General features: G+C 34.3%; 20 protein-coding genes and 2 tRNA genes. 15 read left to right on the top strand and 7 right to left on the bottom strand.

The genetic code is table 11. The annotated features are described in order from the left end of the window. The first annotated feature begins 717 nt into the window (after positions 1 to 717). From AACL20_RS00700 to AACL20_RS06845, 5 genes are all read left to right on the top strand, one after another. Positions 718 to 1,191 (top strand): RNA pyrophosphohydrolase, encoded by a 474-nt coding sequence (locus AACL20_RS00700; protein ID WP_339052252.1) that lies wholly within the window; start codon positions 718 to 720, stop codon positions 1,189 to 1,191. Between the two features lie 191 nt (positions 1,192 to 1,382). Next, positions 1,383 to 1,682, top strand: coding sequence for a hypothetical protein (locus AACL20_RS00695; protein ID WP_339040903.1), 300 nt, complete (start codon positions 1,383 to 1,385; stop codon positions 1,680 to 1,682). 451 nt (positions 1,683 to 2,133) lie between these two features. After that, the gene (rlmN, locus tag AACL20_RS00690) at positions 2,134 to 3,249 is read left to right on the top strand and encodes a 23S rRNA (adenine(2503)-C(2))-methyltransferase RlmN (RefSeq protein WP_339052251.1); all 1,116 of its coding nucleotides are present in this window, start codon (positions 2,134 to 2,136) and stop codon (positions 3,247 to 3,249) included. Between the two features lie 963 nt (positions 3,250 to 4,212). Next, positions 4,213 to 4,923, top strand: a complete 711-nt coding sequence (locus tag AACL20_RS00685; protein ID WP_339052250.1) for a hypothetical protein — start codon at positions 4,213 to 4,215, stop codon at positions 4,921 to 4,923. 16 nt (positions 4,924 to 4,939) lie between these two features. Next, positions 4,940 to 5,026, top strand: coding sequence for a transposase (locus AACL20_RS06845; RefSeq protein WP_410519924.1), 87 nt, complete (start codon positions 4,940 to 4,942; stop codon positions 5,024 to 5,026). Between the two features lie 418 nt (positions 5,027 to 5,444). Here AACL20_RS06845 and uvrA read toward each other — a convergent pair whose 3' ends face one another. Further along, on the bottom strand, positions 5,445 to 8,342 hold the full coding sequence (gene uvrA / locus AACL20_RS00680; RefSeq protein ID WP_339052249.1) for an excinuclease ABC subunit UvrA: 2,898 nt from the start codon (positions 8,340 to 8,342) through the stop codon (positions 5,445 to 5,447). Positions 8,343 to 8,963: 621 nt separating this feature from the next. On the opposite strand from uvrA, the gene recO reads away from it, so the two are divergent. The 3 genes from recO (at position 8,964) to AACL20_RS00665 (ending at position 12,064) form a co-directional block, all read left to right on the top strand. After that, positions 8,964 to 9,698: a DNA repair protein RecO gene (gene recO / locus AACL20_RS00675; protein ID WP_339052248.1), complete on the top strand. Its 735-nt coding sequence runs from the start codon at positions 8,964 to 8,966 to the stop codon at positions 9,696 to 9,698. 750 nt (positions 9,699 to 10,448) lie between these two features. Further along, entirely contained in the window at positions 10,449 to 10,799 is a 351-nt protein-coding gene (locus tag AACL20_RS00670; RefSeq protein ID WP_339052247.1) for a hypothetical protein, read from the top strand. Positions 10,800 to 10,849: 50 nt separating this feature from the next. Further along, the gene (locus AACL20_RS00665) at positions 10,850 to 12,064 is read left to right on the top strand and encodes an IS256 family transposase (RefSeq protein ID WP_339051699.1); all 1,215 of its coding nucleotides are present in this window, start codon (positions 10,850 to 10,852) and stop codon (positions 12,062 to 12,064) included. A 22-nt stretch (positions 12,065 to 12,086) separates the two neighbouring features. On the opposite strand, the gene AACL20_RS00660 is transcribed toward AACL20_RS00665, so the two are convergent. Genes AACL20_RS00660 through AACL20_RS00650 form a run of 3 tightly spaced genes read right to left on the bottom strand, consistent with a single transcriptional unit; the run spans position 12,087 to position 12,978 of the window. Then, positions 12,087 to 12,428 carry a transposase gene (locus tag AACL20_RS00660; RefSeq protein WP_339052246.1) on the bottom strand — a complete coding sequence of 114 codons (342 nt, stop codon included), beginning with the start codon at positions 12,426 to 12,428 and terminating at the stop codon, positions 12,087 to 12,089. Positions 12,429 to 12,449: 21 nt separating this feature from the next. After that, positions 12,450 to 12,845, bottom strand: coding sequence for a hypothetical protein (locus AACL20_RS00655; protein ID WP_339052245.1), 396 nt, complete (start codon positions 12,843 to 12,845; stop codon positions 12,450 to 12,452). Position 12,846: 1 nt separating this feature from the next. After that, positions 12,847 to 12,978, bottom strand: coding sequence for a hypothetical protein (locus AACL20_RS00650; RefSeq protein ID WP_339052244.1), 132 nt, complete (start codon positions 12,976 to 12,978; stop codon positions 12,847 to 12,849). On the opposite strand from AACL20_RS00650, the gene AACL20_RS00645 reads away from it, so the two are divergent. After that, positions 12,977 to 13,797, top strand: a protein-coding gene (locus tag AACL20_RS00645; RefSeq protein ID WP_339051669.1) for an IS5 family transposase whose coding sequence is annotated in 2 segments (ribosomal slippage) — positions 12,977 to 13,364 and positions 13,364 to 13,797 — 822 coding nt in all. Because the reading frame shifts where the segments join, the coding sequence is not laid out codon by codon here. The genes AACL20_RS00650 and AACL20_RS00645 overlap by 2 nt on opposite strands. Before the next feature lie 18 nt (positions 13,798 to 13,815). Here AACL20_RS00645 and AACL20_RS00640 read toward each other — a convergent pair. Both AACL20_RS00640 and AACL20_RS00635 read right to left on the bottom strand, forming a co-directional pair. Continuing rightward, on the bottom strand, positions 13,816 to 14,013 hold the full coding sequence (locus AACL20_RS00640; protein ID WP_339052243.1) for a hypothetical protein: 198 nt from the start codon (positions 14,011 to 14,013) through the stop codon (positions 13,816 to 13,818). A gap of 237 nt (positions 14,014 to 14,250) precedes the next feature. After that, positions 14,251 to 15,060: a hypothetical protein gene (locus AACL20_RS00635; protein WP_339052242.1), complete on the bottom strand. Its 810-nt coding sequence runs from the start codon at positions 15,058 to 15,060 to the stop codon at positions 14,251 to 14,253. A 330-nt stretch (positions 15,061 to 15,390) separates the two neighbouring features. On the opposite strand from AACL20_RS00635, the gene AACL20_RS00630 reads away from it, so the two are divergent. The 4 genes from AACL20_RS00630 (at position 15,391) to AACL20_RS00615 (ending at position 17,639) form a co-directional block, all read left to right on the top strand. Continuing rightward, a tRNA-Glu gene (locus AACL20_RS00630) sits at positions 15,391 to 15,465 on the top strand. 31 nt (positions 15,466 to 15,496) lie between these two features. Continuing rightward, a tRNA-Phe gene (locus AACL20_RS00625) sits at positions 15,497 to 15,572 on the top strand. A 93-nt stretch (positions 15,573 to 15,665) separates the two neighbouring features. After that, the gene (locus tag AACL20_RS00620) at positions 15,666 to 16,322 is read left to right on the top strand and encodes an outer membrane lipoprotein carrier protein LolA (protein ID WP_339052241.1); all 657 of its coding nucleotides are present in this window, start codon (positions 15,666 to 15,668) and stop codon (positions 16,320 to 16,322) included. A 600-nt stretch (positions 16,323 to 16,922) separates the two neighbouring features. Beyond that, complete coding sequence (locus tag AACL20_RS00615; protein ID WP_339052240.1) at positions 16,923 to 17,639, top strand: uroporphyrinogen-III synthase; 717 nt, start codon at positions 16,923 to 16,925, stop codon at positions 17,637 to 17,639. Between the two features lie 144 nt (positions 17,640 to 17,783). On the opposite strand, the gene AACL20_RS00610 is transcribed toward AACL20_RS00615, so the two are convergent. Next, positions 17,784 to 18,011 (bottom strand): hypothetical protein, encoded by a 228-nt coding sequence (locus tag AACL20_RS00610; RefSeq protein WP_339052239.1) that lies wholly within the window; start codon positions 18,009 to 18,011, stop codon positions 17,784 to 17,786. 308 nt (positions 18,012 to 18,319) lie between these two features. On the opposite strand from AACL20_RS00610, the gene AACL20_RS00605 reads away from it, so the two are divergent. Beyond that, positions 18,320 to 18,469 (top strand): helix-turn-helix domain-containing protein, encoded by a 150-nt coding sequence (locus AACL20_RS00605; RefSeq protein WP_339052238.1) that lies wholly within the window; start codon positions 18,320 to 18,322, stop codon positions 18,467 to 18,469. A gap of 42 nt (positions 18,470 to 18,511) precedes the next feature. Next, a protein-coding gene (locus AACL20_RS00600; protein ID WP_339051669.1) for an IS5 family transposase occupies positions 18,512 to 19,332 on the top strand; the annotation gives its coding sequence in 2 pieces (ribosomal slippage) (positions 18,512 to 18,899 and positions 18,899 to 19,332; 822 coding nt in all). The last annotated feature ends 44 nt before the right edge of the window (positions 19,333 to 19,376 follow it).

Genomic DNA, 19,376 nt, shown 5'->3' with positions numbered 1-19,376 from the left:
CTGCATTTGCGTCAAATATCCACCACTCTATTACACAAAATACCACTCTTATGAGCGCAAAACCTATATACCACTCAAGGAGAAATAATGCCTCACATATATGTGTTGCTTATTACTTAGCATTCTGTCAAAATCCTTAACGTTTTTACGTAAGCATAATGAACATGTTTAATAGGCCTTCGATCTAAAACATATATGCAGTAGAAAGTTGCTGCTTCGCAAGACTCATGTACTGCTGATAAACGAAGTTAAACTTAAAAAAGAGCAAGCCAGAATGGAAGTGCACGTATCGCACTGCATGCATAAGCGCACTAAACAAAGATTTTTAAGAGCTAAATTTTTAGAGTACATTATTTACAAAGAAATTAACGAAGTAATACTTAAAAATCAGGCCAAAAAGGTCTACGCAAGTGGCTTGGTTAACAAAGGCATATACAAAAATACATAAGAAGCTTTTTGTAAGACGCTGATTTCAAAAAATATGACGAGTATGCCGCTTCATTGCCTTTTTTGTATACACTAATCTAGTATTCAACACCGCAAAGCCAAATCTAAAGAAAGAGAAATAATGCTTTTTATGTATACATTTTAAGCATTATTTTGCCATAAACTTAACTAAAACTTGCGTAAAAACTCATGTTTGTTATTTATAAACAAACGCATTATGAATTGAAATTAAATTATTTTATTCATTTTTATATGTGTAGGAGATAAAAAATGGCGGCAACAAATTCTAGCTATAGAAAAGGCGTAGGAATAATGCTTGTTAATAAAAATGGTCTAATACTTGCGGGACAACGTATAGATTGTGAAATCCCAGCATGGCAAATGCCACAAGGCGGCATGCATGAAGGAGAAGCACCTCTACAAGCCGCATTTCGAGAACTATATGAAGAAGTCATGGTACCAAAAGAAAGTGTCGAACTGATAGCGGAAAGCAAACAATGGCTTAAGTATGATCTACCAAAGGAAATGATTAATGAACTCTGGGATGGAATGTATATAGGACAAATTCAAAAATGGTTTCTAATGCGTTTCTTAGCTAATGACTCTGACATTAAAGTTGATACAGCAAATCAAGAATTCAAGAGTTGGCAATGGGTCACTCAGGACTTATTAATAGATAGCATAATAGATTTTAAAAAAGAGTTATATTTATCGATTATTGCAGAGCTATACTGTAAAATCTAAATTATACAGCTATTTTAGTGCTGCATCATAACACTTGTGAAATACGCATTCTGACATAATAGAAAGCTCTACAAGCAACCAGCAGCAACTAATTTTTAATTTTGTGTTACAATGAAGCTTGCTTAAGTATAGAGCTGCCAAAATGCAGACTCTGTTTTGATTATTAAACAATATTTAGGGAGAATGTGTATATGGATTTTGATGGCGCAATGGGCTCTTTCGCTTCATCTATGTCACGTGGCATATCAAACGGAGCATCAATAGGTGCATCCAATGGAGCCACTATATTCAACGATATGGATCTCTCACTCGAAAGGATACCAAAAAAAACTTCATCTATCGCTTTTGACTTTATGGATAGATTTTTCCTTGCTTTTCAAGGTATGGCAAATTCTATGAGTTTGGCAAATATCGCAAGTAGTATAACACCGCCACCAATACTGGGGTCATCAAAAATGCCAAGCGTAATCAGCTTTGGAAGAGGGAAGTAACTAGTCTGCACGTCAAAAATTTATTTGCTTGCGCACAGCAATTTTTGCGTAAAGTTAAATATACAAAAATTAGCTTTTAGAACTGCCATGCGCTAATTTTAGGATATATAAATTTGTCCTGTACTTAGCAAATACTACTTATATACTACGAGCAAAGCCACTTGCAGAGACCTTTTTAGCCTGATTTCTAAGTATTACTTTATTAATTTCTTCGCAAATATATAAGTATTTGATTCAGAAATTAACTGGCCATCTAAAAAATCATGCCTTTCAAATCCGTGCGCATGCCCTGATTTAAGACAGCACCTAACAAAATCCATGAGGTTTTTGGCAATTTTGCCACTTTTTCTGTTGGACTTTCAGCGCATTATAATCGTTTACAACCAACATTAATCCTGCACTTCTTAGAGTTATGGCGCAGGCAGATAACTAACTTATGATAAGATAACAAATGAATAAAGCTAATTTCTTAGACCTAGAATTTAATAGAGCAAAGGATCTACTACTCGATATGCAACAAGAACCTTTCCGAACAATGCAAATTTGGGACTGGGTGTATCGCAAGGGAGTTGAACATTTTGATAATATGTCCAACTTGCCACGTGAATTACGTCTCACAATAGATGAGCAATGCGAGATACAATATCCTCAAATCGCAACGCAACAAACAGCACAAGATGAAGTAGTAAAGTGGCTACTAAAAATGCAAGACGACAATACTATAGAAACAGTTTTCATTCCAGAAATAGAAAGAGGAACTCTTTGCATTTCATCACAGGTAGGATGTACACTTACATGCAAGTTCTGCCATACAGGAACACAAAAACTTGTGCGAAACCTCAAGGCTGGGGAGATTATAGGGCAAGTCATGCTAGCTAAAAAATTCTTAGAACAAGAAAAAAATAACACAACTGAACAACATATATTAAAGAACAAACAACAGTTTCAGAAACGCATAACAAATATCGTACTTATGGGTATGGGAGAACCGCTCTTAAACTATGAAAATGTATCAATCGCAGTCAAAAATATGATGCATAAAAATGGCCTAAATATATCTAAAAATCGCATTACATTATCAACATCTGGAATAATACCTCAAATAGTACGTTGCGCCGAGGAACTGGGAATAAATCTTGCAGTCTCTCTGCACGCCACGCGCGATTCACTCCGTGATAAGTTAGTTCCTATAAATAAGAAGTATAAAATTCAAGAACTGATAGAAGCCTGCCGCGAGTACTCTGCAATTACCGGAAATAAACGCATCACTTTTGAATATGTGATGCTAGACGGCATCAATGATAGCATTGAGGAAGCAAAAGAGTTGGTGAAATTGCTTGCTTCCCTCCCGGCCAAAGTAAATCTAATACCATTTAATCCATGGCCTGGAACTGAATTTCGTACTTCTTCCAATACACAAATCAGGAAATTTGCAAAAATTCTCGAAGATAATGGATACCCATCACCAATACGAAAGAATAGAGGACAAGATATTATGGCAGCTTGTGGACAGCTAAAATCGAATTCTATCAGAAGCAAAACAAAAAACTGTGAGACTACTTCATGAATGCAGTGTATGATTGATTATTGATTTTACCGTCATCATAATTTGATGTTTATTTTTAAAATTGAAATTTTTTAAAGATAATGTTTGTATCATTAAATAACTTTTCGTACGATAAATTATGATTGGTTATTTATGCTACTACTTGCAAAGTGCACGCGCGAGGATTTTGATGGCATAGTTTTTTTAGAGCGTAAGTTAATTTCTGTATCAAATATTTTCACATATTTACGAAGAAATTAACGAAGCAATACTTAAAAATCAGGCCAAAAATACTTTCACAATGACTTTGCCAGCAATGTTGAAACAAAATACATAAGGAGCATTTTAAAGGCACCCATTTTGAAAAATATGATAAGTTATACTGCAGGGAAATAAAGAGTTGGTATTTTCGTATTTTGATACGAAGCTATGGCCCTGCCAGCGGTGCCATATTTCAAAAAGAGATAGCAAGAACTAAGATAGCATGCGTATAATCAATACATAACGAGCAGTCTTTAAGATGCATCAATTTGTGAAATATAACGAGTATATATATTGCTTTATATCAACTTCAGAATCCAAGCGTTGCATATATGAGGATTTTTAAACTAGAGCTGAAGAAAAAGGCAGTCATAAAAAGAGTTTTGAAATGTATTCACATCTTGATAACAGTATAAATTCAAAGATTTATCAATAAAATGTGAAGCATTGTAAAATTAGAAGCATATCAAATTTGAGCTGTAATAATTACAAATTCTATATATAATATGCGCCTAATTTTTGCACTATATCTCTAAATTAGTAAACACAATGGGAAATTTACAAGATTTTTTATCTATTACACAATACGATATATTTATAATATGCCTTGAGCTTTTCTATGTTATTTCTCTAATAGTTTTATTCCTCAAAAGCTCAAATATATTGTTCGACATAGATTTGCCGCGCCTTAAAGCAGAACAATATAACATGTACGTATACTCTGTGATTTGTATCATCACAGTATCTTTTCTTTTAGTTTCTGGAGTAATATCACGTGAAGCACAAGAGTCTCCGCTGGGAGAACTCATCAATCTAGTATCATATTCTGTGCTTGGTCTATCATCTCTATTAATCAGAAGGGCAATAAATAGCTCTGGAAGATATGGATCACAAATCACAAATCAACTATACAATGGCAACATTGCAGCGTTTATTTATCATACCTCACAAATTTTCTGCACTTCTCTGGTGGCAAGCTTTAGTATCAGGTCATTTTATGGAGAAAATATGGCATATATTATGTTCATAATAGTAGCGGCAGAAATAGTAGTCAGCTCCATAATGCAAGTTTATAATACAATATTTTATAGACAATATGGACTCTTAATCGAACAAGCAGTGAGCAAAAAAGATTGGCACGTAGCGTTACAAACTACTACATTTAGATTACTTGCATCTACTTCCATCTGTATATCTTCAATGCTAGTACTAATAGCACAAAATATGTTTCTATTATCACTCTGCATATTGCTGCTTACAAGCATTATTATCATGATCCTCATATTGGGATTGGTTACAATTTCATGGAAGCTTTTCTTGAAAAAAGACACATCTATGCACTTAATAGACCCATCACAAAATGGTGTATATTGTATACAGCATTTTTTGCTTTATATGACAATCTGCATATTTATAACTTTTATTATAACATGAAGTATATCCATCAAAAATTGATCATAGAAAATGCCGGTTGCATCTACTTTTCTTACCTCCTTATTCGCCAGATTTAAATCCTATTGAGACTCATTTGAGCTAATTTTAAGGCTAAAGTTAAATCCATAGACGCGCGCCAAAAGTCTCTAAGCAGGCATGAAATAGTGCTTGGAGCGCCAAAATAGCGCTTTAAATCCGTAAGGAAATGTTATAATAAAATGTTATAAGTCAGCGCAAAAATCTTATAGATTTTGTGAAAATAGTGTTTGCGCGGCACAGGACAAATTAATATATCCAAAAATTAGCACATGGCCGATCTAAGGGCTAATTTTTGCACATTTCACTTCTCCACAAAAATTTATTTGTTTGCGTATATCAATTTTGTGGATGGACTACATCACTTATAAACTCTACAACAAGCTGCCGATTAGCTTTTTAATATTTAACTTGCATATATACGAAGTTAGATTGCATATGGCATAATTCCAAACACCCAACTCTTCATTTTACCTGTGGTACACCTATAGACACGGCAAATATGGCTTTAGGTATTGACCTGTAATACTGTTTGGATTTCTTGCAATATCCTCAGGAGTTCCAGTTGCAACAATAGTGCCACCTTTATTCCCACCATAAGGCCCTATATCGATAATATAATCTGAAGTCTTGATCACATCTAGATTATGCTCAATTACAGTAACAGTATTGTCACCATCAACTAGCTTATGCAAAACAGCCAGCAGTTTTTTAATGTCATGTATATGCAATCCAGTTGTTGGCTCATCTAATATGTAAAGAGTTCTACCTGTAGATTTTTTTGATAACTCTTTAGCAAGCTTCACACGCTGAGCTTCTCCACCAGAAAGTGTTGTGGCTGATTGTCCAAGACGCATATAACCCAAACCAACTTCCTGAAGTGCCGTTAATTTCTCATAAATTAATGGAATATTTTCAAAAAACGCAGCTGCATCATCAATAGTGAGCGTCAAAACATCTGCTATAGAATGCCCCTTATACTTGACTTCTAATGTCTCTCGATTATAACGAGCCCCTTTACATTCTTCGCACTGTACATATATATCAGGTAAAAAATGCATCTCTATCTTGATTACTCCATCTCCCTCACATGCTTCACATCTTCCACCTTTTACGTTAAAGGAAAATCTACCAGGGCTATACCCTCTTGCCTTGGATTCTGGAAGCCCTGTAAACCAATCTCTTATATGCGTAAACGCACTAGTATAAGTCGCAGGATTTGACCTTGGTGTTCTGCCTATTGGAGATTGATCAATTTGTATTATCTTATCTATATATTCAAGACCAAGTATTTTATCATGCTGACCAGGCACAACCTTGGTGTTATGTAATTTCTTTATAGCAGCTTTATAAAGCGTATTAATCACAAAGCTAGATTTTCCACTACCAGATACACCTGTAACTGATATAAAGCTGCCAATCGGGAAGTGAGCAGAAATATTCTTTAAGTTGTTTGATCTTGCTCCAATAATTTCGATTTTCTTGTTTGGGTCTGTCTGCCTTCTTTCTTTTGGAACATCTATATTTAGCTCTTTTGCAAGATATTTTCCAGTAATGCTACTCGAATCTTTGGTCACTTCTGCAGGGGTTCCTTGTGATATTATGTTGCCTCCATGCACTCCAGCACCAGGCCCAACATCAATTAAGTAGTCAGCTTCAACCATAGTATCCATGTCATGTTCTACTACGATCACAGTATTACCAAGATCCCTTAAATTCTTGAGTGTGGTCAGAAGTCTCATGTTATCACACTGGTGTAAACCTATTGAAGGTTCGTCAAGCACATATAACACTCCACTCAGACCAGAACCTATTTGTGAGGCAAGCCTTATCCGCTGACTTTCTCCGCCAGAAAGAGTGGTAGATTTTCTGTTTAAAGTCAGATAATCAAGACCAACATCTTTTAAAAAACATATGCGTTTCTTTATTTCCTTCAGCAATCTCTCACCAATTTGTTTATGTGTGTTGCTTAGTTTTGACTCAAGGCCATCGATCCAATCTATCGCCTCAAGTACTGTCATTGCACAGACTTCTCCTATATGTTTCTCTGCAATTTTTACACATAGCGATTCTTGTTTTAGTCCATATCCTAAACAAGCCTGACAACTCTTCGCACTTTGATAATTTGAGAGCTCTTCTATCACACCATTACTTTCTGTTTTCTGTAGCTTTCTCTCAAGATATGGAATCACACCTTCAAATCGCCCCTTAACATTAGAACGTCTTAAACCATCATCATATGAAAACGTGATTTCTTCATTGCCAGAACCGTATAATATTATATTTTGTATTTTTTCAGGTAAAGAAGCAAACGGCGCTAACAAACTAAAGTTGTAGTGCTTAGCAAGTGCAGCAATAGTTTGATCATAAAATTTTAACTGCGATACAACAGAACAAGCAGCTTTACTCCATGGCAAAATTGCACCATCTTTTAGGCCAATACTATGATTTGGAACTATCAAATCCGCATCAAAATACACTTCTGTACCAAGCCCACTGCACTTAGGACATGCTCCATAAGGGCTATTGAATGAGAAAATTCTTGGTTCTATTTCAGTAAGCGTAAATCCTGATATATAGCAAGCAAATTTCTCAGAATATACAAGAACATCCTCCGGCTTATACTGATTACCATTTTCTGGATCTACACTTTCTTCAGGAATTGAAATTATCTCAATGAATAAGATTCCATCGCTGAGTTTTAGGGCAGTCTCAACACTATCTGCTAGTCTATTACCAAGATTTTCCTCTAAAACTATCCTATCTACAACAGCCGCAATATCATGCTTCTTATTCTTATCAAGCATTGGTAGATCATCAAGATCGTAAAAGAGACCATCTATCTTTACTTTTTCGTAACCTTGCTTCCGCAAAATTAGAAGTTCTTTCCTATGCTCTCCCTTTTGCCCTTTAATTATAGGAGACATTACATATAGTTTTGTACCCATAGGCAAAGAAAGGATATCATCAACCATTTGAGTAACAGTTTGTCTTTCGATAGGCAGTCCAGTTGCTGGTGAATATGGGACCCCTATTCTTGCATACAAAACTCTAAGGTAATCATATATTTCTGTCGCTGTTGCAACAGTTGATCTCGGATTTCTAGAGGTAGTCTTTTGATCAATTGCAATTGCAGGAGAAAGACCTGTAATAGATTCTACATCTGGTTTTGCTTGTGCTTCCAAGAATTGCCTTGCATATGCAGATAAACTCTCAACATATCTTCGTCTTCCCTCTGCATATATAGTATCAAAAGCTAGAGAGGACTTTCCAGAACCGCTTAATCCAGTTATTACTACTAACTTTTCCTTTGGAATATCTACATTAATATTTTTTAGATTATGCTCTCTTGCGCCCCTTACTCTGATAAATCCGTTATTCATTTTATTTATCTTCTCTTTTAATTATTATTAGTATCAAGCAGCGCATCTGTGATGTGACATCATGTTATAAATTTACAATGCATACATTGTTCATATAGTCTGCAAGAAATTAAGATGTTTTAAGAATTTATCGATTACACAGAATTTTAAATCAACACAGTACGCAGATTGTATCACTACATTGCTTACTTTTTATAAAACAATACAGTACAAAGCAGTATAAATGACCAACTTATTAGGTGTAACACACGATGATGATCATATAATTATCTCTTGTTTTGTAACGCATCACCTATCATCTTATTACATTTTGTAATACTGAAGTTATACTGCTATAATAACCACAGTTCAATAACCAGCGAAGCGCATGATAATATAGCAATGTTACGTCAGCATATCATGTTTTGCGGCTCGTTATTTTTCTGTTTAATGCATATCTGATATTGCAAGCAGAGCCGCTAACAAAAAGCAGAGAAAAAGACAAGCACCAAAATTTTATAATAGAGAATTAATAGTCACCTTGACGGCATTTTGATTTTAATGAAGATAAACTAGGTGTTAGTCTCTGGATGTCATTTTTAATCAAGTACTATCATCTCACGCAAAAGGAATTCTATCTGAATGATAATAGAAGATAAAGGGATTATTTTAAGAATGACTCATTTTCAAGAGTCAAGGTTTATTGTAAAGTGTTTTCTTAACCAAAATGGGGTTGTTAAAGGCCTTTATAGACCCAACAAACTTTCATGCACTCTTGCTCCTTGCAATATTGTACAAGCAAGATGGTCTGGAAAGCTTGGAAGTTTGGGGTACTATAATTTTGAACCTGTTTTGCATACTTTTGCGCTAGTTGCAAGTTCCTACCATAAAATGTTGATTATAAATAGCGTAATACAGCTGCTTGATTCCTTCTTGCAAGAAGGAGATGCGCAAGGTGTTACTTTTGAAACCACAGAAAGATTTTTCCGTAAAGTTATTGCATATAAAATAAGCTCTGAGGTAGATTCTTTAAATCTTATTGCTGCGGAGTATTTATTGTTCGAACTTGCAATATTAAAAGAAAGCGGTTTTGGATTAGATCTTACAAAATGCGTAGTCAGTGGGAAAAATCACAACTTAAAATTTATCTCACCAAAATCTGGATGCGCTGTCTCAGCTGAATGCGCAGGTCCATATGAATCAAAGTTGTTTAGACTACCGCAATTTTTTTTATATCAAACAGAACAGATTAAACGCGAAGAAATATTGCAAGGTTTTACAATTATTAATCACTTCATGTGCAAACATTTACTTCACGAGGTTATAATGAAAAAGCCTATGTATAGAGATAAACTGCTTAGTTTATTTATAAGTTAATTCATTAGTCTATCCTGATTGCTGCGTGATAGATTTTAGGGAGTTATAGGTTATTTTGGCCGATGGACTGCGTAGCTTGAAGTTTAAAATCTAACATCAGAGCTTACAATTATAGCCTCTTCAACTTCTTTTGCTATGACTGCTATTTCATGCGAAAAGCTGACTTCAAATTTATCAAAAAGACAAAGTTTAGCATAACTTTTTTATGCTGCCTTAGCTATATCATTTAGCTTATCATTCAAATAAAATTTATGTTTATGATGCTGCGGGCATATTATCTTGTTAACAGCGCAATAAGAAATTACAAAAAATTTAGCGCTTGTTTTTCTGAAGATTATTCATATTGTTAATATTTATGCAATAAAATGGTGATTTTATACTGCTTCCTCTGTATTCTTCATATTCTATCATTTGAATATTAATGCATTTAGTATTATAATTCACTTTACAATTTCGCATTGGGATCGCGATTTTTGCTTATTAAAAAGATTTCTCCACAAACTTAAGGCTAAAGCTCTCAGTATTTATCAGATAAATCGATAAAAAGAGTGGATGGCGATGCCTGGCAAAAAAGCTGGCGGCGAATTTTGATTTAATTGGCAATTTTTGCAGCAAAATATAGCATGCGCTTCGTTTAATTTAAAATTAGATGTGTAGTAAGTCTATTACCAGGGCAATGTTTGTATTATCAATCTATAGAATTATAGAGCAGCCAATAGTAGTATTAATAAATAAAATTTAGAGAAGTATATGTTTAGCTATAATGGTGGCATTCTTCAAGAGAGCCGGAGAGAGCAATGCTACGATAACGATAACGAAACAAATAGCGATTCAGCTAGCAGCGTTAAAGATGCAGAAGAGTTTAAGCAACAATACAGCGATGATCATAGAAAAAGCGATAAAATTACAAGTAATTCTGTACAAAAAGAATTTTCAACTCAACATAACACTAAAAAAGAGAATATAGACATGAAAAACGAAGTAGGTTTACCTAGTTGCAATGGACAAACAGCAAATTTCCCACTCTCTTCACATTGCAAAACTAATTTAATGCAAGAAGCTGAAGCAAGCGTTGAAGAGTCTTTATCAAAGATTGTGTAAATTATAGTAGAGCCTATATTTGGAATTAATAAAGAATATAGGTAATTAGAATGAAGACAGAAAAGAATAAGAAAATAAATGAAGCGATAGACTTACTGATAGAAGGAGGAGCGGATTTAAAGACAGTACTGAAGCAGGATGGATTGATTAAGGAATTAACGAAGAGTATTTTGGAGAGAGCCTTGCAGGCAGAGATGTCTGAACATTTAGGTTATAACAAATATGATAGGTCTGAAACTGAGAATTGCAGGAATGGCAATTATAATAAGCATTTGATTACTGAGAATGGTAGTATCGAGTTAAATATTCCGCGAGATAGAGAAGGTAAATTTGCACCTGTAATTGTATCCAAGAATCAAACAAGAATAGATGGTTTAGATCAAAAGATAATATCTCTGTATGCCAAGGGGATGAGTTTGTCTGATATCAAGATTCAATTACATGAATTATATGGTGCAGAAGTTAGTGAGAGTTTAATTAGTAGGGTTACAGATGATATAATTGATGAGGTTAGAATTTGGCAGAGTAGACCTCTTGAACCATTATATCCTATAGTATATTTTGATTGTTTAATAGTTAAGGTAAGGCAAGATAAACAGATAATTAATAAATCAGTATATGTTGCGCTGGGTATAGATTTACAGGGCCGGAAAGATATTTTAGGATTATGGATAAGTGAGAATGAAGGATCTAAATTCTGGCTTAGTAATTTTACTGAATTGAAGAATCGAGGATTAAAAGATATATTAATTGCCTGTAGTGATAACCTGACTGGTATGTCTGAAGCTATATGCGCAAGTTATCCCAAAACTGAGCATCAGCTTTGTATAGTACATCAAATTAGAAATAGCCTGAAGTATGTATCATATAAAGACAGAAAATTATTGGCATCAGATTTAAAGCTTATTTATAGCTCTGCTACTGAAGATGAAGCGCATCTTGCCCTAGAATCTTTTGATAAGAAATGGAGTAAACGATATCCACATATAGCAAAATCCTGGTATAATAATTGGGAGAATCTTGTAATATTTCTGCAATATCCAGAGAGTATCCGTAAGATAATTTACACTACAAATGCTATAGAATCGCTGAATAGTCAGTTGAGAAAAGTTACAAGAAATAAGCGTGTTTTCCCAAATGATGATTCGGTATTCAAGGTTTTATACCTAACGATTGATTATATTACCAAAAAATGGACCATGCCTATCTCTAACTGGAATGAAGCTATGGCTCATTTTATAATCAAATTTGATGGGAGATTTTAATGGCTCTAAAAAATTTACACAATCAATGAGAAAGACCCAAACCATCTATTCTTGTTTGATTCTTGGAGACAATTACAGGTGCAAATTTACCTTCTCTATCTCGCGGAATATTTAACTCGATACTGCCATTCTCAGTAATCAAATTCTTATTATAATGACCATTCCTGCAATTCTCAGTTTCAGACCTATCATATTTGTTATAACCTAAGTGTTCAGACATTTCTGCCTGCAAGGCTCTCTCCAAAATACTCTTCGTTAATTCCTTAATCAATCCATCCTGCTTCAGTACTGTCTTTAAATCCGCTCCTCCTTCTATCAGTAAATCTATCGCTTCATTTATTTTCTTATTCTTTTCTGTCTTCATTCTAATTACCTATATTCTTTATTAATTCCAAATATAGGCTCTACTATAATTTACACAATCTTTGATAAAGACTCCTCTCGGTATACCAAAAACTTTTTCCTGCACTTTATCAAAGAAGTCTTGAATAGCAGTGATAAATTTATCAAAATCTCTTAGAACAAACTGACATGCTTCTTTTATCTTACTCAAAGCATTTTGGGCTTTTTGTGGGTCTTTTTCTTCTCCAGCAATATCTGCGATGAGTTGGTCAAACACCTTGTCTAATTTTAGTAATGCATGATTCAATCTATCAACACATAGAGAGACTTGCTTAAAACTCATATGCTCATCTTTGTAATACGTTTTATCAAACTCGCTGAACTTTTCTAAGCTTCCTGTAATAAAACTCTGAATATCAGGAGCTATCTTCTGTTTCAAATTATTTTCGGTATTCGCAAGCAAATGCTTTGTCTGCACATGAAGTGGAATATAAGTGAGTATCCTCATATATTAGACCTCTTGCATAACCATATAAATTGATTAAAATCCTTGATTTTATCAAGGATAACATGAAGTTTGAAAACATCAAAGATGAATACGCAGAAGAGTTTCGCAGGCTTACTGGCATTAAACGAGGAACGTTTGAAGTTATACTAAGTATATTAAAAGAAGCTGAAGCTATTTTAAAGTCTCAAGGTGGAAAACCCAATAAATTGGCTTTAGAAGATCGATTACTCATGACGCTTGAGTACTTGCGTGAATACAGGACATATTTTCATATTTCCCGCAGTTATGGAATAAGTGAAAGTGCCTGTTATCGTAATATACGTTGGATTGAAGATACTCTAATTAAAGATAAACGATTTTCACTACCTGGACGTAAAGCATTACTAAAAAGCGATTCTGAATACGAACTTGTGTTAATTGATGCTACTGAAACACCGATAGAACGACCTAAAAAAAACAGAAGCACTTTTATTCGGGAAAAAAGAGGCGACATACTCTAAAAACTCAGCTTATTGTGGATAAAAGGAAAAAAGAAATCATTTGCACTAATTTTTCTAATGGCAAGCGTCATGATTTCAGGTTATTTAAAGAATCCGGAGTTCACATCCACCCTGAGATTAAAGTTCTTACAGATACTGGTTATCAAGGCATTGATAAGTTGCATTATAATTCAGAGTTACCAAAGAAAAAGACAAAAAAGCGACCACTAAGCAGGAAAGATAAAAAGAAAAATCGTCAATTGTCTAGTGAACGTGTTTTAAATGAAAACGTCATAGGCATGATCAAACGATTTAAAATTATCGCTGATCGTTATAGGAACAGAAGAAAACGATTCGGTTTAAGGTTTAATTTACTTGCTGGTATCTATAACTTTGAGCTTTAAATAGGTTATGCAAGAGGTCTATTGATCAACTGCCTGAATGTATGCTCTCCTTGCATCATCTTGATCTCTATCATTTGTTATATGCATCTTCTCTAATACTTCCTTGATATCTTGCAGCTCTTTAACGGCAGCATCAGATTTTTTCGTGATCTCCTCATGAAACAAGTTGATATATTTCATAATTTTCTGGCTATATTCCATATTATTACCCTTCATACCTTCCCCCAATGCATGATTAATTAATATATTGCATTTCTTAGTCTAATATCATATCAGAGCGATGCAATATATTTTTAATATACCGCGATGCAATAAAACAATATTGCTGCGATTCAATTAAATCATGAGGCCGCAAATGAATAACAATAAAAATTTCGCGAGCAGTTTCAATATAAGCTGTATCTTTTAACTTCTGCCTTTATTTACAAAATTAGTAAACTGATGCTATGCATTCTAACCTCTCTGAATTTGTGTACTATTACTTGCTTTCCGCTCCTCCTCATTCTTAACATGCCCATCTGCTTTTTGTTTGACTTGCGCTGTATACTTAGCTTTACCTTCACTTATTACCTCATCTGCTACAAAATTATTCTTAACATCAAGATTTTTATGTTCCTCCTCCAAACGCGCTCTTGGTACGCCAAAAACTTTTTCCTGCACTTTGTCAAAGAAGTCTTGAATAGCAGCGATAAATTTATCAAAATCCCTTAGAAAAAACTGACATGCTTCTTTAATTTTATTTAACATACCTTGTGCCTTTTTCTGGTCTAGTTCTTTTCCAGTAGCAGCATAGTCAATAAACTTTTCAAATGCTTTTTGTACATTAACAAGTGACTGCTCATAACTCTTGACAGATTTAGCGATCTCCTCAAGATTCTTGAGCTCAGCTTGAGAATGCTTGGTTTGAAATGTCGAAAACTCTTCTGATAAGTTTCGCATCAAATGCTCAATACCAGGAACATTATCCCTTAAGTAATACATAATATCTTCGCCGGGAGTATATTGGACATTCAATGCAGGAGAGTCAAACTTTGTATACATCTTATTTTGTCGGTTGTATAAATTTGGTGTAATAGTTCGTATACATTCATCAATTTTCTCGATGTACTTTGTTGCATGCTCTTTGTTAGGCGCATTTTCTAGCAATTTCTTGGTATCTTCCAAGTTTGCAATAGCGGCATTAGATTTTTCTTTAATCTCCTCTTCAAAAGCATTAAAATACTCTATAAATTTTGCGCGGTATGTATTATTATTCTCCCTCATCCCTTCCCCCAATGCATGATTAATTAATATATTGCATTTCTTAGTCTAATATCATATCAGAGCGATGCAATATATTTTTAATATACCAGGCGTCATGATGTTATTGTATGAACATTTTGCTGACGTGCGCGATTAACTTGCAACTGACTTTGCTTTATCTAAGCATATTGCTTGTAGAAGTAGGCTAGGAATATAGCATATAGCTTTAAAAACTATATGAATAAAAGCGGAAGCTTCACACGATAAAACTTAACCAGTACAAGCATTTGGGCAAAAAAGACTTGCACTATTTGCAAAACATGATATCTATATCTTGCTTACTTTGTTTTCGGCCCCTTCGTCTAGCGGTTAGGACGTCACCCTTTCACGGTGAAAACGCGGGTTCGATTCCCGCAGGGGTCACCATTTTGCCGGATTTTCTTTAAGGTAGGCTCTTGCCCAGATAGCTCAGTCGGTAGAGCAAAGGACTGAAAATCCTTGTGTCGGTGGTTCGATTCCGCCTCTGGGCACCACTCCATTCTAGTTTCATCAAACTATTGTTGCATTCTTCACTGTATCCGATATAAAATTATTACATTCAAAAACACTTTAAAGCGCAGTCCAGAATGAATAACCTCACAATAAGGAACATTGTCGCGATAAAAATTTCACTTCTGATTCTTTGTTTTCTCCTCTCACATGCTGCGTCTTGTATTGCCGCCAATAAACCATTAGATATTCTAGGCAACGTTCAGGCATACATTAATTCCATATCAACAATGCAAGCTAATTTTGAAGAGAGAGACTTGCAAAAAGGGATAATACGGAATGGGATGTTATATATCTCAAGGCCTGGAAAAATTAAATGGGAATATGAATCTCCAGATAAAAGACTAGTAATAGCATCAGGTGATAAGGTGATATATTATGATTATGCACTTGAGGAGTTAAGCACGCTGCCTGTAAAATCTAATATACTAAAAGTATTGAGCAAAACACCAATTGATTTACACTCTGATTGCCAAGTAATTTCCGTATATGAAGATACAAATGGAAACTATGTCGATGTAGCGCTTACAGATAAAACTCAACAAGAGATAGAAAATATATTAATACTGAAATTTGCAGTAAAGCCAAAAATATCTCTATCACACATAGGCCTCATGGGACCTAATGGAGAAGCACTTACAGAGATATCGATTACTAATTTGCAGTATGGAATGAAATTTGGAAAAGATATGTTTTCGTTTAAGGACCCTAAATTCTTTGAGTTAGAGCGCTAGTTTTATAAGAAGTTTAGTTGATCCATCCGTGTCATAATTCAAACTAGAATGCGCCGGATGGACAATTGTGATAGGAGAAATACTATATAAGTCAGAAGCGGATTTTCTCAACGTTCAAAAATATCAAATTCAATGATTGTTTCAGAGTAGATATATTGCAGCAGTAAATCTTTGATTGAGTATTTTGCAAGTTTTAGGCGGAATTTACCTGAAACTCTTCGATAATATAACAGACTGCGATTTATTCATATGCTAAGCTGTCAAGTAAAGCTGTTTCATAGAACTATAGCTAAAGTAGTATAAAACAGGCATGATAAACGAGTACTTTAGAATAAATTTTTATTTGTTGAGAGCCTGGAATATAACTATCTTTCAGGCAAGAGAGTGATGAAAATTTTCAAAAAGACAAAGTGTAGCGCGCTTGTTTTATACTACTTTAGCTGTAATATCGCATTGTATACCTCTTAATAAATGGAGAGTTAATTATACACATACGACATTAGACTTCAAAAAAAACTAGGAAGAACACGAGGAGGTGTATAATCAATACATAACAAGCGATCTGACGACGCAAATTTTTGAAGCATGACGAGTATATATATGATTTTAATAACCAGGCCTAAACACTTAGCAGAATTAACTGCAGCTAAGCTTGCAAAATTGCATTTAAGATCGATTATTGTACCATTTCTAGATGTAGAGTATCTCAATGTAACATTTAATAACGATAAACTGGATAATTACCAAGCACTGATAATTACCAGTCAAAATGCAGTGAGCATACTGCAAAATCAAAACCTTATTAATAAAAAAATCCTAGTATATACTATAGGAAGTAAATCTAAGGCTGCATTATATAGCATTGGATTTAAAAATGTTATTTCGCTCGGAGAAAATGTGGGAGCTTTAATAAGATTTTTTCACAAGCAATCATCATATAATAAGAAAATGCTATACTTGAGAGGAGAAGAGATTTCTCTTGATATTAAAGGTAATTTGGAAAAAGTTGGATATATTGTAGATGAAATTATTGTGTATAAATCCAAGCCTATTAATAGATTAAGCCGCAATATAGTAAGTATTATAGAATCTGATGTGACTAGTACCCTTTTATACTCAAGTAGGACGGCGCAACATTTTCGCACTATTGCATTGCAATACAAAACAAGCCTTCGAAATATTAGAGCAGTTTGTATTAGTAAAAAAGTTTCATCACAGATACTTGATCTAGAATGGCACTGTGTTGAAGTTTCCAACTTTCCTAATGAAGATCAAATGCTGCGTCTGTTAACAACCTCACCTCGATATAAGATTTAGTCTGTTCGTCAAAAATCAACTTGCTACGCAAATAAATTTTTGCGGAGAAGTTAAATGTACAAAAATTAGCCCAGGATTCTGCGGCTTTGTTGCATAATAAGACTATTTCATTATCGGTACTATAAAATGCTAAAGCTTCTCACTTCAAGAAGCTTTAGAAGATATAAGAATGAAGTCTTTTTTCAAGAGATTTAGAGTGCTTACCTTAATAATCATCTCAATTTGCTTTTTTAATATCGCATTTGGCAACAAAATATCTGCCAAAAGCCCGCTTAAAACTGGCAAAATAAGCTCTATTCTTAAGCGCCTGTAATAGCCTGTATCTTTTTTCCAAAGCTTTAAGCCTTCTTTTTTGTCATCATGCCTTTTCATATAGCTAATAGATTCGTTGAAATCTTTAAATGCGGGTAGACCAAGACAATGGTAACCAAACGTTAATGTTGGTGGCGTTATCACTTCTTTATAGCTCTCTGATGTGCAGTGCTGTGCACCGACATTTTGCAATAAGCACAATCACCAATAAAAGTGCCTATGGAACTCGTTTCATTATCTTTTAACATTTCTAATATGCACTACGCATTATCCAACAAAGCCATTCCGCCCTGTACTAATTTTTGGATATATAGTAAATTAAGTTGAAGTTTGCGCAATACATATGTGTGTGTTATACTCAAAGGAAAATGCCATCCTCATACAGCGAAGATTTTCGGAAAAAAGTAATCACATATGTAGAAAGAGGTAATAGCTGCGAAAGCGCCTCGATAAAATTTGAAATAGCATCAAACACGGTGAGGAATTGGTATAAAAGATATAATAGACCTCTTGCATAACCATATAAATTGATTAAAATCCTTGATTTTATCAAGGATAACATGAAGTTTGAAAACATCAAAGATGAATACGCAGAAGAGTTTCGCAGGCTTACTGGCATTAAACGAGGAACGTTTGAAGTTATACTAAGTATATTAAAAGAAGCTGAAGCTATTTTAAAGTCTCAAGGTGGAAAACCCAATAAATTGGCTTTAGAAGATCGATTACTCATGACGCTTGAGTACTTGCGTGAATACAGGACATATTTTCATATTTCCCGCAGTTATGGAATAAGTGAAAGTGCCTGTTATCGTAATATACGTTGGATTGAAGATACTCTAATTAAAGATAAACGATTTTCACTACCTGGACGTAAAGCATTACTAAAAAGCGATTCTGAATACGAACTTGTGTTAATTGATGCTACTGAAACACCGATAGAACGACCTAAAAAAAACAGAAGCACTTTTATTCGGGAAAAAAGAGGCGACATACTCTAAAAACTCAGCTTATTGTGGATAAAAGGAAAAAAGAAATCATTTGCACTAATTTTTCTAATGGCAAGCGTCATGATTTCAGGTTATTTAAAGAATCCGGAGTTCACATCCACCCTGAGATTAAAGTTCTTACAGATACTGGTTATCAAGGCATTGATAAGTTGCATTATAATTCAGAGTTACCAAAGAAAAAGACAAAAAAGCGACCACTAAGCAGGAAAGATAAAAAGAAAAATCGTCAATTGTCTAGTGAACGTGTTTTAAATGAAAACGTCATAGGCATGATCAAACGATTTAAAATTATCGCTGATCGTTATAGGAACAGAAGAAAACGATTCGGTTTAAGGTTTAATTTACTTGCTGGTATCTATAACTTTGAGCTTTAAATAGGTTATGCAAGAGGTCTAATGCAGAAGGAAGCTATTCGTCA

Source organism: Candidatus Lariskella endosymbiont of Epinotia ramella, from assembly GCF_964019805.1.
Lineage (GTDB): Bacteria > Pseudomonadota > Alphaproteobacteria > Rickettsiales > Midichloriaceae > Lariskella.
The sequence above is the reverse complement of the archived record's forward strand: the minus strand, read 5'-3'. Positions and strand labels throughout refer to the sequence as shown.